Genomic DNA, 14,196 nt, shown 5'->3' with positions numbered 1-14,196 from the left:
AGTAGAAATCATCATCAGAAGGCGCTGGCTTTCAGGCTCACTTTAAAGGTGCGGCCGTATTGTTCGTTCTGCACGTTGTATTGCTTCGTGCCCTGGTAGACATAGTATTTCTCGTTGTTCAGGTTCGCCGCTTCAAAGACCACCTGGAACTGCTTGTTGATCTGGTAGGACAGCGAGAAATCGAGCTGCTTCTGGCTGTCGACGATGTGGTCCTGGCTTTGGTCGAGGATGTCGTTGCCCATTTCCAGCAGATACGGCGACTTGTAGTTGAGCGCCAGGCGGGCGCTGACCGGCCCCGTTTCATAGCCCAGCATCAAGTTCATCACCTGGTTCGACTGGCCCGGCAGGCGGATGTCGCGGTTCATCTGCTGCTTGCTGGCCTTGTCGTAGCGGCCGATTTGTGCGCTCGAGGTGCTCAGGGTGCCATTCACGCCGACGAGGAACTTGTTGAATGGCGCCGGCAGCATGCGCAGCGGCTGCATGTAGGCCAGTTCGATGCCTTTCACTTTGGCCGCATCGCCGTTCGCATACGAGGTGGCCGAGGTGTAATTGGCCCACTGACCCGTGCCGGCCAGGTTCGTCGTGTAGGTGAAATTCTTGATGTCCTTGTAGAAGCCGTAGGCGGACACCACGCCGTCATTGCCCAGCACGCGCTCGATACCGAGGTCCAGGTTGTTGGCTTTCAGCGGTTTCAAGTCCGGGTTGCCGATCACGGCTTCCGTGTTGCTGGCCAGGCTGATGCCCGGTGCCAGTTGGCTGAAGTTGGCGCGCACCACGGCTTGCGTCCAGGCGGCGCGCACGCTGGTTTTTTGATCGACGTCATAACGGGTTTGCAGGTTCGGCAGCCAGTTGGTGTACGAGCGTTCGCGCGTCAAGGCGGTGGCCAAGGGGGTGGCCAACCCTGCGCTGTCCACCTGCGAGCCGGCCGCTTCAAAGCTGGTGCGTTCAAGACGCACGCCGCCGAGGATGTGCCAGGCGTCGAAGTCGTAGCTGTTCTGCACATACATGGCGTTGATGTCTTCATGCATGCGGTAATCGTTGATGATGGACTCGGTGGCCAGGCGCGCCTTGGTGCGGTCCAGGCCCGCCACGCGGGCGCGGATGAGAAGCGGATCCAGCGCCACGCCGATGTTGCCCAGGTCGTAGTCGAGGGTGTGGCCCTGCACGAAGTTGCTCATCGAGGTCGAGCCGGCGCCCCAGTAATTGCCGCTGCTGGCCTTGCTGCTGTTATACGCCCATTGATCCGTGTCATTGGTTTTTTCGCGGCGGCTGATTTTGGCGCCGAATTTCAGGGTGGCGATGTCGAATTTGCGCGCCAGGTCGATGCGCGCGTGGTGCTCATTGTCCTTCGAGTAGCGCTTTTGCAGGGTGATGGCGTTCAGCGCATAGTTGGCCGGATCGTACAGCGAGGCGGGGCCGCTCAATGTCGGCTCCTGCGTATCCGTGAAACTGATGCCGGCAAAATTGCTGGTGCCACGGAAACGGCCGTCGTTCAAGGACTCTGGCGTGTCTTCCGTGGCGCGGCTCAGGCCGCCTTTCACGTCCAGCGTCCAGTCGCCCGATTTCTGCTGCGTACCGAGCACCAGCGAGCGTACTTGCTGCGTGTACTTGCGCTGGCGGATGCGGCGCTCGGCGCGCGCGCCGGCTGTTGCTCCTTCGGCCAGGCTGCCGCCCGCGATATTGCTGATGGTCAGGCGGTCGCGCACTTCATCGTCGGAAAATTCGCTGACAAACGAGCGCAAAAACCAGCTGTTGCCCGCTTCCGGGCGGTAGTCGAGGTTGACGGCCAGCGCGCCGCGCTTGCGCACGGGCAGGTAGTCGCGCAACTCCAGGCTGGATAATTTACCCTTGCTCCAGGCGCCGCCCGTTTCCACGTCATCGGAGCCGAACGAGCGCTTTTCCGCGCTCAGGCCGGCAGCCACGCCCAGCTTGCCATCGAGGAAGCGCTGGGCCCACAGGGCGCCGCCGCTGGGGCTGGTCTTGCCCGTCTTTTCATCATGGCTGGCACCCACGTTGGCCGACAGCAGCTTGCCCGGCAAGTCGAAGGCGGACAGCGATTTGACTTCGATGGTGGCGCCCAGCGAGTTGGCGTCCATTTCCGGCAGCAGGGTCTTCGAGACTTCCAGCGTGCGGATCAGCCCGGCAGGCAGGATGTCGAGCGCCACGGCGCGGCGGCCCGCTTCCGGCGACGGCACCAGCGCGCCGTTGATGGTCACCGCGTTCAGGTCCGGGCCCAGGCCGCGCACCGTGATGTAGCGGCCTTCGCCCTGGTCGCGCTGCACCGACACGCCCGGCAAGCGGGCCAGCGCCTCGGCTGCGTTTTTATCGGGCAAGCCGCCGATATCATCGCTGCTGATGACGCTGATGATGTTGTCGGCTTTCTCTTGCGCCGCGATGGCGTTGCGCAGGCTGGCGCGCTGGCCGCTGACGACGACGGTGGCGGCCTGCTGGCCGTCGGCATCTTGCGCTTGTGCATGGCTTGGACTGCTGAAGACGGCCATGATGCCGAGGGACAGGGCGGTGAGGCGCAGCGGGGAGGGGAACGCAGTGTGCATGGTTTTCATGAAGAGCTCGGTTAGGGGTAGGGAACCGGGCGGATTCTAGGCAGCAAATATGACGGTTGCGTGACAGGCAAGGGCTTGTCACCCTGAAAACAACGGCCTGTGAACGCTTTCCGGCCGGAAATGAAGCGTAGTGAGCTGAAATGACCTGCCAGCGCAGGGCGCACGGGCAATGGCTTGCCGGATTTGCCTCAGTTGCGTTGCGCATGATGAGCCGTTTGCACCTGCCGCAGGGGCTTGGCGTATGTCATCGTGCCGTCATGGGCGGGCGCTATCGTGGCGACAGCACCACTTTTAAAGGTTCCCCACATGCTGCCGTTGCACCGTAACAGTCTGATTGCCGCCGCGCTGGCATTGCCCCTGTTCTTTTTCCTGTACGCCACACTAGGCTACGTTAAACCGTTTGCCATCTGGAAGTGGATGGATATCGTCTGCGAAGGCGGCACGGCCGTCATGGCGGGCGTCTGGTTTTTGTTTACCCTCAGCAGCCGTCCACGCGGACGTGTGACGAGCCTGATCGCCGGCGGCCTGTGCGCCATCATGCTGGGCTCCTGGGCCGATTGCCTGGATGAATTCTTTGCCGTCGAGAAGAGCGCCGTGTGGGACAACTGGCTGGAAGCGCTGATTCCGTTTGGCATGCTGGTGCTGACCATCGGCATGTATTACTGGCGCCAGGAACAGTTCCGCCTGAACGAACACTTGCAAAAGCGCGAGCGCCTGTTCCGCGACCACCGCGCCTTCGACCGCATCACGCAGCTGGCCGACGCCAGCTATCTGCGCACGCAGATGCGTCTGGAACAGGAACGCCGCCCCGGTCTCGATTGCGCGCTGGTCTTGCTCGACATCGACAGCTTTCACTTGATTAACCGCGAGTACGGCCACCGCGAAGGCGACCGCGTGCTGCAAGCCGTGGGCCACATGCTGCTGCTGAACTTGCGCAATGACGATTTGCTGTGCCGCTATGCGGGCGACCGCTTTGCCGTGCTGATGCCGGGCGTGTCGCGCGAGGATGCGGCCGTGAAGGCGCGCCACCTGTGCGCCATGGTGGGGCAGATGCGCCACCATGCCAACGACAACCGCGAAATCCGTTTGAGCCTGCGACATGCCTGCTCGCTCACCGATGGCGTGCCGGAAGTGGTGTTGGCCGAACTGAGCCGTGCCGTGGAAACGCCGCGCTCCGGTGCCGGGATCAGTTCCGCCGCGCCTGCCTGATGTCGCTGAACCAGCAAGGCGACCCCAGCATCGCGGCCCATCACCAGCCGGCGCTGGTGCTCGACTACGCGCGCAGCCGCGAACTGGCTGTGGCGCCGCTGCTCAAGGGCACGGGACTCAACGGCGGTGCGCTGCCGTGTGCGGAAAGCCAGGTCAGCGCCGCGCAATACCTGCAACTGCTGGCCAATGTGGCGCGCGGCCTGGACAGTGCCGACACCAGCTTCATGCTGGGCCAGCAAATGCTGCCCGGCCATTACGGCGCGGCCAGCCATGCCTTGCTGCAGGCGCAGAATCTGCGCCAGGCCTTGAGCATTCTGTGCGGCTTGCATACCTTGCTGTGTCCGCTGCTGCAACCGCGTTTGCGCGAGGCGGGCGAGCTGCACGTGCTGTACTGGGTCGATGCGTTCGGCGCGCCCAGCCAGCTGCCTTTTTTGGTGGAAATGCACATGACGGCGCTGGCGGCCATGTGCCGCTGGCTGGCCGGCGAGGCGTTGCCGTGGCGCTTCTGCTTCAACCGCGCGCGGCCCCGTCATGTGGAGCAGCATGAAGTGCACCTGGGCCAGGCGCTGCGTTTCGATTGCCAGGTCGATGCCATGCTTATCGATTCCAGCTGGCTGGATAAACCCTGGCCGCGCGGCAATGCCACGGCGGCCGCGCTGGCCTTGCGCGCGGCGGCCCTGGCGCCCGTGCCGGCGGCGAGCCTGCTCGGCGCGCTGTACGACTACCTGCTGGCCAATATCCGCTGCGCACCCACGCTGGAACGCACGGCACAGGAATTCGGCGTCAGTCCCGCCACGTTCAAGCGCCACCTGGCACGCCATGGCACGCATTTCCAGGCCGAGCTGGACCAGGTGCGCGCGCACAAGGCCATCTACCTGTTCCAGGCGCATGGCTACGACAACGACGCCGTGGCTGCCTACCTCGGCTTTCATGATGCCACCAACTTTCGCCGCTCGTTCAAGCGCTGGACGGGGCAAACGCCGCAGTTGTTGCGCCATGCGCTGGCATTGTTCGTGGCCGGTTGAATGGCGGCGTTGCGCGCCAGCGCCACGGACAGTCATTCCAGTGGGAACAATTGCCCGTTCTGCTACATCCATAGTACACTCGACCAGAGAGCGAACAGACGCGCTTTGAGGCGCTCCGGTGCGGCGGCGACGACCGCTGTGCCGTGCCTTAACCCAGCCTGGAAACTGGCGTGCCCAGCGTGGTGCGCCGGCAGCCGGGCAACTTGATAATGCCCAATCGTGTATTCACAATCGCAGATCGATCCAGTCGTCAGTTTCCGTAACACCCAGGGTGAGGCGGTGCGCGGCACGATTTTCAACTTGCAGCGCAATTCGCTGGTCATGGAAATCTACAATCCCTACTCGATTGTGCAGGTCAGCGAGGTGCTCAATGACCTGACGGTGCGCATGGGGGCAAAGAACGCCTATGTGGGCAAGGCCGTCGTCATCAGCAGCGTCAACACGGGCCTGACCGCCATCGTTTCCGTCACCCTGATCGACGAGTGGCGCGAGCTGAGCGATGTGGTGGTGGTCAAGGGCGCCGTGGCGAAAGAGTCCAGCGCGTTTGTCGCGGGCTGGGGCGAGCGCTTCCGCATCCGCCGCGATTACCAGATCGTCGTCAACGAAATGCGCGCCTTTTTGTCGGAAGTGGCGCGCTGGGTCGAGCAAGTCGACTTGTCGGACTCGCTGCCGAAGGAAAACGGCCGCCTGCGCGCCGACATCTTCGACGAGCTGGCCTTGCCGCTGATGGAGCAAACCCAGCTGTACTTGCGCCAGCTCGAGGTGGAAGCCTCGCTGGTCGAGGAAGAACGGGCGCCGGCCCACCGGGCCTTTGCCCAGACGGCGCTGCACCCGCTGATCCTGCGCGCGCCGTTCGTCTTCCGCACGTTTACCAAACCGCTCGGCTATGCGGGCGATTACCAGATGGTCAACCAGCTGCTCGACGATCCGCGCCAGGGTCCGAGCACGTATTTTCAGATCGTCAATGCAGCCTTCCTGCAGGCGGCCGTGGCGACGGCGCACCGCAACCGCATCGACATCCTGACGGAATTTTTGGCGCACAAGGCGGCCGAGGCGCGTGTTGCCGGGCGCGTGTATAAAGTGCTCAACGTGGGCTGCGGCCCCGCCATCGAAGTGCAGCGTTTCCTGGAAACGTGCCCCGATGCGCAGTGGCTGGCGTTCGAGCTGGTCGACTTCAGCAGCGAAACGCTGGACTGGACGCGCGCGCGCCTGACCACCATCATGCAGCGCACGGGAAGCGTGGTGGAAATCGATTATGTGCACGACTCCGTGCACAACCTGCTCAAGCGCCGCCACGGCTCGGGCATCACGGGCTTGCCTGGCAGTTTCGACGCCGTGTATTGCGCCGGCCTGTTCGATTACCTGTCCGACAAGGTGTGCGCGCGCCTGCTGCTGCATTTCGCCTCGCGTGTGGGGCCGGGCGGGCGCCTGCTGGTGACGAATGTGCACGCCGACAATCCGGGCAAGTTCGGCATGGAGCATTTGCTGGAGTGGCATTTGATCTATCGCAATGAGGCGGGCCTGTCGGCCTTGCTGCCCGAACATGCGACGGCGCCGAAAATCTATGTCGACGCCACGGGCGTGAATGTGTTTGCGGAAGTGAGCATTCCTTGATGGATACTCCAGGCCTGCACGCCGGCTACACGGCCGTTTTGCGCGACTTCCGCCTGGAATTCAGCCGCGGCGGCGCTTACACGGGCATCGTGCTGATCCTGCTGGGCATGGGCCTCGATTCGGCCCTGTATCCGGACAAGCAGTCGGCGTTTACCAGCGCGCGCATCGTCGTGTCCGTGCTGATCTTTTGCGTCGTGCTGGCCATGCGCACGCGCTGGGCGCAAGACCGCATCCAGGGACTGACGTTTGTGTGGCTGATCCTGCCGCAAATCATGATCGCCTGGATGATCGCCGTCACGGAAGGCGCCACCTCGATCTATTACGTGGGCATGACCCTGGCCATCTATTCCTCGGGCATCGTGCTGGCCTTCGGCCTGTGGCAAAACATGGTCTTCGGCGCCATCTCCTGCCTGCTGTACGTGGCCGCTTGCGCCTGGCATGCCGGCGGCTTCGACTTGCCGGCCACGTTTGTCGTCAATTGCCTGTTCCTCATCATGTCGGCCAGCATCAGCGCCGTGTTTACCTATTTCAATGAGCGCGCCCGCTTCATGCTGTTCCAGCTGAAGGCAGAAGTGGCGCAAAAGAATACGCAGCTGGAAGAAACCAACAAAAGCCTGGCCGATATCAAGGGGCAGATGCTGCAGCAGGAGAAAATGGCCGCTCTCGGCACCCTGGCCGCCGGCATGCTGCATGAAGTCAACAACCCCGTGAATTTCTGCATGATGGCCATCGAGGTGGCCATCGAAGACCCGGCCGCCAGGCAAAGCGCGCTGGTGAGCGAATGCCTTGCCGACGCCAAGCAGGGCATGCTGCGCGTGCAGCACATCGTGTCCGATTTAAAAACCTTTGCCTACCGCAAGAGCGGCAATCAGCTGGAAACGGGCCATTTCCAGTTCCGCAGCGCGCTCGACGCGGCCATCCGCCTGGTGGGGCATGAAACGAAGAATGTCAGCATCAGCCACGACTTGCCGGTCGACACCCTGGTGCGCGGCGACGAGGCCGCCATCGTGGGCGTGCTGATCAATTTGCTGGGCAATGCCGTGCTGTCCATGCGCAAGGGCAATGCGCCGCCGTTCGAGATCTGCATCACGGCCCGCTGGGACGAGAACCGTCTGCGCATCAGCGTGCGCGACAACGGCCCCGGCATCGCTCCGGAAAACCTGGCGCGCGTGTTCGAACCGTTCTTCACCACGCGCGAAGTGGGGCAGGGGCTGGGCCTGGGCCTGAGCATCAGCTATGGCGTGATCGAGCGCCACGGCGGCACCCTCTGCGCCGAAAGCGAGCTGGGTGTATGGGCCAGCATGAATTTCGACTTGCAGCGCTCCGACTGGGAGGGCCGTTAATGGACAACGATAGCCGCGCCAGCGTGCTGTACGTGGACGATGAAGCGCTCGCCTGCAAGTACTTCGCGCGCGCCATCGGTGCGCGCTACCGCGTGCTGACGGCGCACAGCGTCGATGCGGCGCTGGCCATGCTGAAAGATGAGGCCGCCAACATCGATGTGCTCGTCACCGATTACCGCATGCCGGACCGCCTGGGCAGCGAGCTGCTGCAGGAAGTGGCGCAGCGCTATCCGCACATCGTCTGCATGCTGGTGACGGCGTATGCGGACAAGGACGTGCTGCTCGAACTGATCAATGGCGGCTCGCTGTTTCGCCTGCTGGAAAAGCCGCTCGACCTGGCCGCCATGCAAACGGCGCTGCAGCTGGCCGTGCAGACGGGACGCGAGCGCGCCGCGCGCCGCCAGGGCCTGGTGGCGATGGAGGAATCGCTGGCCTTTCTGGCGCACGAATTGAACACGCCGCTGGCGGCCATCGCCAATTTTGCGCGCGGCATCGCGCGCCGCGCGCAGGCGGACTCTGCACCACAGGCCGAGATCGGCGAAGCGGCCGCCTTGATGCACGACAATGCGCGCTATTGTTTGTCCGTGCTGGCCAGTTTTGTCGACACGGTGCGCCTGGCCAGCGCCGGGCCGGGCATGCAGGGCGGACGCAGCGCCGGCAGCGCGCGCCAGTTGTTGGCCGCCTTGCTCGACAGCTATCCCTTGAGCACGGCCCAGCGCGCCGCCATCACGGTCGAGCAGGGCGAGGATTTCGCCATTGCCGAGTCGCCCAATTGCGTTGCGCTGATTTTATCGTCCGTGCTGGCGAATGCCCTGCGTTCGTCCGGCGAGCAAGCCCATCCTGCGATCGGCATCCGTATCGATGCGGGCCGCATCACGGTGCGCGACAATGGCGCCGGCATCGCCCCCGAGATTGTCGCGCAGCTGTTGCGCGACCCCGTCAGTGCCAGCGGCGACGAAGGCAAGGGCTGGGGCATGGTGTTTTGCCACCGCATGATGCAATCGTTCGGCGGCAACCTCGATATCGCCACCGAATTTGGCAGTGCCACCACGGTCACCCTGAATTTTCCAGTACATATAAGGAACGAGCATGATTGACGCCAATCTGCGTTTGCCGGCTCAGCTTGAGCCGGCGCAAGGCTTGCCGACGATACTCTATGTCGATGACGAGGCCAACGCCCTCAAATATTTCCAGCGCGCCATCGCGCCGCTGGCCAACGTGCTGACGGCCACCTCGGTCGAGGAGGGCAAGCGCATCCTCGACGCGCAAGCCGAGCGCATCGCCGTGCTGGTGTCGGACCAGCGCATGCCGGGCGCGTATGGCAACGAATTGCTGTCCTATGCCTGGGACCGCTATCCGCACATCGTGCGCATTTTGACCACTGCGTATTCCGAGCTGGAGCACACGGTGGAAGCCGTCAACCAGGGGCAGATCCACCGCTACATCCAGAAGCCGTGGGATATCGCGGCGCTGCGCATGGAACTCAAGCAGGCTTTGGAACTGGCGCGGCTGCGCAATGAACACGCCCAGCTGCTGCGCGAAAAGCTGATGGTGCGCCAGCGGCAAGCCGTCGCCAACCGCATCGGCACCCTGTACGCCCTGTGCGCCAGCCTGGCCGGTCCGGAACAGCAGCTGCCCGTGGAAGCGTATCTGTCGGCGGCCCTGACGGCCGGTGTCACGCCGCCCGAGCCGGACTGGCTGCTGATGGATTATGCCGACCTGGTCAGTTCGGAAGCCTTCCGCGGCACCGCCTTTGCCGCTGCCGTGCGCCAGCAGCTCGACACGCTCGAGCGCGAGCACCCGGGACGCGGCGTGGAGCAGGCCATCGACATGCTGTTGCCCGTGTTTGGCGCGGCGTTGCAAAACCAGGGCGGCACGGCCCTGTTCCTCGATGGCCGCCTGCTGACGGAATTCCTGGAAACGCCGACCACCACGCCCGTCTCGTCCATCCACGCATTCTGGCTGGCCAGCTTGCTGTGGCTGGCGCGGCGCGGCTGGTCCTTGCAGCTGAGTAAGACGGAACTGGGCTTGCAGGGCAAGGTAGTGCAGGCTGAACCGGCGCTCACGCCGGACCACCTGGCGGCCTGGATCGAGCAGTTCTGACGGCGCCGGCCCGCAAGGCCGGCACCAAAGAAAACAGGGCCGCGCGGGCCCTGTTTCGGCTTGCAGCGAGCAGAACTTAGCGCTCTGAAGCCGCTTTCAGGTTGTTCAAGCCTTTTTCAAAATCCTTGCCGATCATCCGGTCCATGCTGACAAACACCGTCATGACCTTGCTGACGTAAGGGCTGGGGCCCGTCATGGTCCAGTTTACTTTGGTGCCGTCGCCCTCGGGTGTCATGGTAAACGTGGTGGTGTTATGGCTTTCGAACGGTTTCAGGAAGTCCAGCTTGATGACGGTGCGTTCGGGCTGGGCCGCTTCCGTGATTTCCATGCGGCCGGCGCCCACCTTGTCATTGCCTTGCCACGCATATTGCGCGCCCAGGCCATTGGCCGGGCCCGTAAAGGTGCGGCGCATGGCCGGATCGAGTTTTTCCCACGGCGACCAGGCGGCCCAGTAATGGAAGTCCGTGATCAGGCCGGCGATTTTCTCGGGCGGGGCCTTGATGGTGATTTCGCGCTGGACACTGAAGGTGTCGGGCTTGGTGGTGGCATAGCCGAGGATGGCGGCGACGACGACGACGATCAGCAGCAGGGTTTTTTTGATCATATGCTCTCCAGATCTTGAATGGTCGATGCGAACGAATCAAGGCAATCTTAGCAGATATGAATGGCTGTGCGCAGCCGCTTGGCCTTTATTTGCGCCAGCTCTGCGCAGGGCCGCACGGCAGGATTGTGGCACGGGGCCGGTGTCCGCTAGAATGCTGGCCTGCAACGATTTCACTTAGGGAAATATGATTCAACGATCGATCGCCAGGCTGACCCTGGCGTGCGGCTTGCTGGCGTCCGCCTTTGCCGCGAACCTGGCGCATGCCGATGCCTGTCCCGCCCATTACGTCGATGGCCGCAAGCCGGAAATCACCAACCCCAAGCTGGATGTGGCGACCAAGGAGCTGTGCTACAACGTGTTTGGCGTGATGCACTCGGGGATTACCCGCACGCCCCTGTGGTCGGCCGAGCACTTGACGGCGAATAACCTGGAAGCGGCGCAGGACTTGTCGCGCGAAAACTCCTTCCACGCCGAACGCAAGCTGCCCGCCGCCCAGCGCGCGGAACTGGCCGATTATGCGCGCAGCGGCTTCGACCGTGGCCATATGGCGCCGAACGGTGACATGCCGGACCGCCAGAGCCAGCGCGACAGCTTTACCCTGGCCAATATGGTGCCGCAGGATGCGCGCAACAACCGCTATGTGTGGGCCGGCATCGAAGGCGCCGTGCGCAAGATGGCGAAGAAGGAGGGCGATTTGTACGTGATCACGGGGCCGGCGTTCATTGGCGGCAACTTGCGCAAGGTGGGAAGAGTCATTGTGCCCAGCCACCTGTACAAGGCCGTGTACAGCCCGCGCCAGCGCGCCGGTGCCGCCTACTTTATCGAAAACGTCGATACCAAGGCGTATGAAATGCTGAGCATTGCGCAACTGGAAGACAGGATAGGCATCGATCTGTTACCGTCGCTGACGCGCCAGCAAAAGCTGCGCATGCTGAGTTTGCCCAAGATCAATAGCAAGTCCAAAAAATAATCTCCTTGAGAGGAAATCCCATGTGCGCAAAGAAATTCGTCCCGTATGCCAATGAAAGCGATGTGCTGGAAATCGGCAATCTGAGCATCGAAAACCGCATCGACCGCATCAGCATCAGCGGCGACATCGACCTGACCCTGGACAAGCCGGGCCTGGCCCTGGCGAAACAGCTGCAAAAGCTGCTGGCCGACGTGGTGGCGCAACTGGAAAAGCAGGAACTGCCCGACCAGTTGCCACCGCCCGAGGTGACGTCGGTGGCCAATCCCTTCGAGTGACGTTGGGACCAGCACCTATTTTGCCGGGCTGGCGTCGCGATAGTAGCCGTTCCGGCTGATCTCTTCCGGCGCATTCGCAACTTCATACGCGGTCAGGGCGATGGCGATGGCAGAGTATTGCTGCGCCGCGCTGAAAGGCAGTACGTTGTCATAGGTGTCCAGTACCGTGTGATGCACGCGCGCATAGTCGAAATCACCGAGCACGGTAAATTTCGGCGTCGGCACGCCATGCAGGCTGAAGACGGCGTCATCGCTGCCGGCCCGCGCGTTCATGGCCTTGCTGGCATCGCGCGGCACATCGTTGATGGTTGTGGCGAAGCCGAACACGGGGTGGATGTCTTGCAGGGCTAGTTCGACGCGGCCAAACACGCTCTTCCAGGCCGAGGGGATCGCGATGCCGTCGATGGCGCCGGGCCGGCCATCGCGGTTGAGCATCATGACGATATTGTTCAATTCATCCGCATGCCGCTCGGCGAACGCGAACGAACCCTTGCGGCCGATTTCTTCCGCGCCGAAGGCCACCAGCATGATGCTGCGGCGCGGCCTGGCATTGGACTTGGCCAGCAGGCGCATCGCTTCCAGCATGGTGGCCACGCCGCCGCCATTGTCGGCCGCGCCCGCACCGCCATCGTAGCTGTCGAGGTGGGCGCCGATCAGCACGATTTCTTCCGGCTTTTCCGTGCCGGGAATGCGGGCGACGACGTTGTGATACGTCACCGGGCCCGGATAGAACCAGTTGCGGATGTCAAACTCCAGGGTGACCGCTTCACCGCGCGCCAGGCGCTGGCGGATGTCGGCGTAGTGTGGCGCGGCCAGCTTGATGTCGGGCAAGGTCGGCAGGGTCGCCCAGGTAGCGGGCGCCGCGCTGGTGGCATACAGCGGTTCTTCGCCGGCCTGGATGGTGCCGAGGGCGCCGGCCTGCATCAGCAGCCGGGTGATGGCCCCGGGCTTGTGGATGGTCTTGCCATCGCGCCCGCCACCGCCGCTTTCACCACTCGTCAGCACCCATTTGTCCTTGAATTGCGCGAGACGCTGTTGCGCCTCTTCCAGGGTGGCCGGCCCCATAATTGCCCGGCCCTGCTGCACGCCGCGCGTGCCGGCCGTGTAGGCGGGCGTCGCCATGCGCAGGGGCAGCTCCTGGGGCGCCAGCATCTTGCCCGACCAGGGGCCGCGGTTGAAGCCGACGGGCATGTCACCGGCTTCTTCCAATTCGGCCTGCACTCCCCATTGCCGCAGTTGCATGCGCGCCCATTGCGCCGCATGCGTGTAGGCGTCGCTGCCTGCCATGCGGCCACCGAAGCGGTTGCTCAGGATGTCGAGCCAGTCCATGGCGCGCGGCTCGCTCGTGCCCAGCGCCACGATCCGGCGCGCCGTGGCGTCGCCAGATGGTGATGGCGTGGCCTCGATGCTGGCATCCCTGCCGGACAGCGTCGCCAGGAAGGCGGGCAGCCTGTCTTGCTGGCGCGCCGCCAGCGCCGCGTCCAGTTTTGCGGAACGGTTCAGCTTATCCTGGCGCAGCAGTGTTTCATAGGCGCGCAGCACGCCCTGCATGCCCGCCAGGTCGCGGTTCCCTTGCTGCCGGGCCTGTTCCGGGTGATCGATCTGGAAGGCCATCACGCTGGCCAGGTACTGGAAGCGCAGCGCCTCGCGCGTGGCCGGCGTGGGGGCGGTGCTCAGCCAGTCATCGGGCATGCTGGCGCCAAACGTGAGGTCGGGAATGGCATCGATCCATGCGCTGAGCCAGGCGCCATCGCGCTGCTGCAGCGCCAGAGGATCGTGCTGCGCCGCTTGCGCCATCTGCACCACGCGCGCGCGTTCGGCCGGGGTAGACGGGCCGCGTGCGGTGGCGCTTGCCGCAGTTCCCGGCAGCGCGGCCTGCATCACCGGCGGCACATAGCGCTCCCTGAGCCGCGTTCCCGTCACCGGCTTGGGTTCGTTCTCATCGGTTTCGACCAGGCGTTCGCCGCTCAGCACGTTGCCTTTGGCTTGCAAAGTCCAGCGGATCGTTACGTCGGTGCTCACTTCCTTGCCGCTTCTCCCCGTGCTGACGCGCTTGCCGCCGTGCCGGAAGATGGTGCCGGCCGGGCTGGCCATGCCATGCACCGTGCGCGGCGGCGTGAGCTGGCCCCGTTCGTCGAGCCAGGATATCGTCGCGCGCAAGCTGCCCTGGTCTTCGGTTATGTCGAGTATGCCCGTGTCGATCAGGTCGACTTCGACGCCATTCGCCGTGGTCGTGCCCGTCGCCGTCTGGAATTGCCACTGTCCGGCGAGGGCCGGCACTTGCGCGTACAGGGCACCAGGCAGGGTAGCGGCGGCGAGGACGCACGTGGCGTAAAGGTGGGGAGGGAACAGCTGCATGGTTATCCTTGTCATGGTTTTCACTCGGGAAGAGTCGAAAAACAGTATGCAGATAACCAGATTGCCAAGATGATACTTTGCGACCAAGGCCGGGATTTGCGGCTTGAAGGCGCGTTTGGCCGTGCCGAATA

The 14,196-nt window shown here is 63.7% G+C and carries 11 protein-coding genes; 8 read left to right on the top strand and 3 right to left on the bottom strand.

All coding sequences use genetic code 11. From position 1 onward, the window contains the following. Window positions 1-14: 14 nt before the first annotated feature. Window positions 15-2,564: a TonB-dependent receptor gene (locus C8C92_RS15980; RefSeq protein WP_116744550.1), complete on the bottom strand. Its 2,550-nt coding sequence runs from the start codon at window positions 2,562-2,564 to the stop codon at window positions 15-17. Between the two features lie 306 nt (window positions 2,565-2,870). Between C8C92_RS15980 and C8C92_RS15975 the strand changes: the two genes are divergently transcribed. The 6 genes from C8C92_RS15975 (at window position 2,871) to C8C92_RS15950 (ending at window position 9,858) form a co-directional block, all read left to right on the top strand. Further along, complete coding sequence (locus C8C92_RS15975) at window positions 2,871-3,773, top strand: GGDEF domain-containing protein (RefSeq protein ID WP_099763634.1); 903 nt, start codon at window positions 2,871-2,873, stop codon at window positions 3,771-3,773. Then, complete coding sequence (locus C8C92_RS15970; protein ID WP_116744549.1) at window positions 3,773-4,798, top strand: AraC family transcriptional regulator; 1,026 nt, start codon at window positions 3,773-3,775, stop codon at window positions 4,796-4,798. The genes C8C92_RS15975 and C8C92_RS15970 overlap by 1 nt, the downstream gene beginning before the upstream one ends. 219 nt (window positions 4,799-5,017) lie before the next feature. Further along, on the top strand, window positions 5,018-6,412 hold the full coding sequence (locus tag C8C92_RS15965) for a class I SAM-dependent methyltransferase (RefSeq protein ID WP_099763635.1): 1,395 nt from the start codon (window positions 5,018-5,020) through the stop codon (window positions 6,410-6,412). Next, the gene (locus tag C8C92_RS15960) at window positions 6,412-7,755 is read left to right on the top strand and encodes a HAMP domain-containing sensor histidine kinase (protein ID WP_116744548.1); all 1,344 of its coding nucleotides are present in this window, start codon (window positions 6,412-6,414) and stop codon (window positions 7,753-7,755) included. The genes C8C92_RS15965 and C8C92_RS15960 overlap by 1 nt, the downstream gene beginning before the upstream one ends. Continuing rightward, window positions 7,755-8,852: a hybrid sensor histidine kinase/response regulator gene (locus tag C8C92_RS15955; RefSeq protein WP_116744547.1), complete on the top strand. Its 1,098-nt coding sequence runs from the start codon at window positions 7,755-7,757 to the stop codon at window positions 8,850-8,852. Before C8C92_RS15960 ends, C8C92_RS15955 begins: the two co-directional genes overlap by 1 nt. Beyond that, a complete protein-coding gene (locus tag C8C92_RS15950) occupies window positions 8,845-9,858 on the top strand; it encodes a response regulator (RefSeq protein WP_116744546.1) in 1,014 nt (337 codons plus the stop codon). The genes C8C92_RS15955 and C8C92_RS15950 overlap by 8 nt, the downstream gene beginning before the upstream one ends. A 76-nt stretch (window positions 9,859-9,934) precedes the next feature. On the opposite strand, the gene C8C92_RS15945 is transcribed toward C8C92_RS15950, so the two are convergent. Then, the gene (locus C8C92_RS15945) at window positions 9,935-10,462 is read right to left on the bottom strand and encodes an SRPBCC family protein (RefSeq protein WP_116744545.1); all 528 of its coding nucleotides are present in this window, start codon (window positions 10,460-10,462) and stop codon (window positions 9,935-9,937) included. Window positions 10,463-10,646: 184 nt separating this feature from the next. Between C8C92_RS15945 and C8C92_RS15940 the strand changes: the two genes are divergently transcribed. Next, the gene (locus tag C8C92_RS15940) at window positions 10,647-11,432 is read left to right on the top strand and encodes a DNA/RNA non-specific endonuclease (protein WP_116744544.1); all 786 of its coding nucleotides are present in this window, start codon (window positions 10,647-10,649) and stop codon (window positions 11,430-11,432) included. Window positions 11,433-11,452: 20 nt separating this feature from the next. Next, complete coding sequence (locus C8C92_RS15935) at window positions 11,453-11,707, top strand: hypothetical protein (RefSeq protein WP_035819202.1); 255 nt, start codon at window positions 11,453-11,455, stop codon at window positions 11,705-11,707. A 15-nt stretch (window positions 11,708-11,722) separates the two neighbouring features. Here the strand turns inward: C8C92_RS15935 and C8C92_RS15930 are convergent, their stop codons facing one another. Beyond that, window positions 11,723-14,065 carry a M20/M25/M40 family metallo-hydrolase gene (locus C8C92_RS15930; protein ID WP_165829458.1) on the bottom strand — a complete coding sequence of 781 codons (2,343 nt, stop codon included), beginning with the start codon at window positions 14,063-14,065 and terminating at the stop codon, window positions 11,723-11,725. Window positions 14,066-14,196: the final 131 nt, after the last annotated feature.

Source organism: Janthinobacterium sp. 78 (genome assembly GCF_003096775.1).
Lineage (GTDB): Bacteria > Pseudomonadota > Gammaproteobacteria > Burkholderiales > Burkholderiaceae_D > Janthinobacterium > Janthinobacterium tructae.
This window is presented reverse-complemented; position numbering and strand designations above follow the sequence as displayed.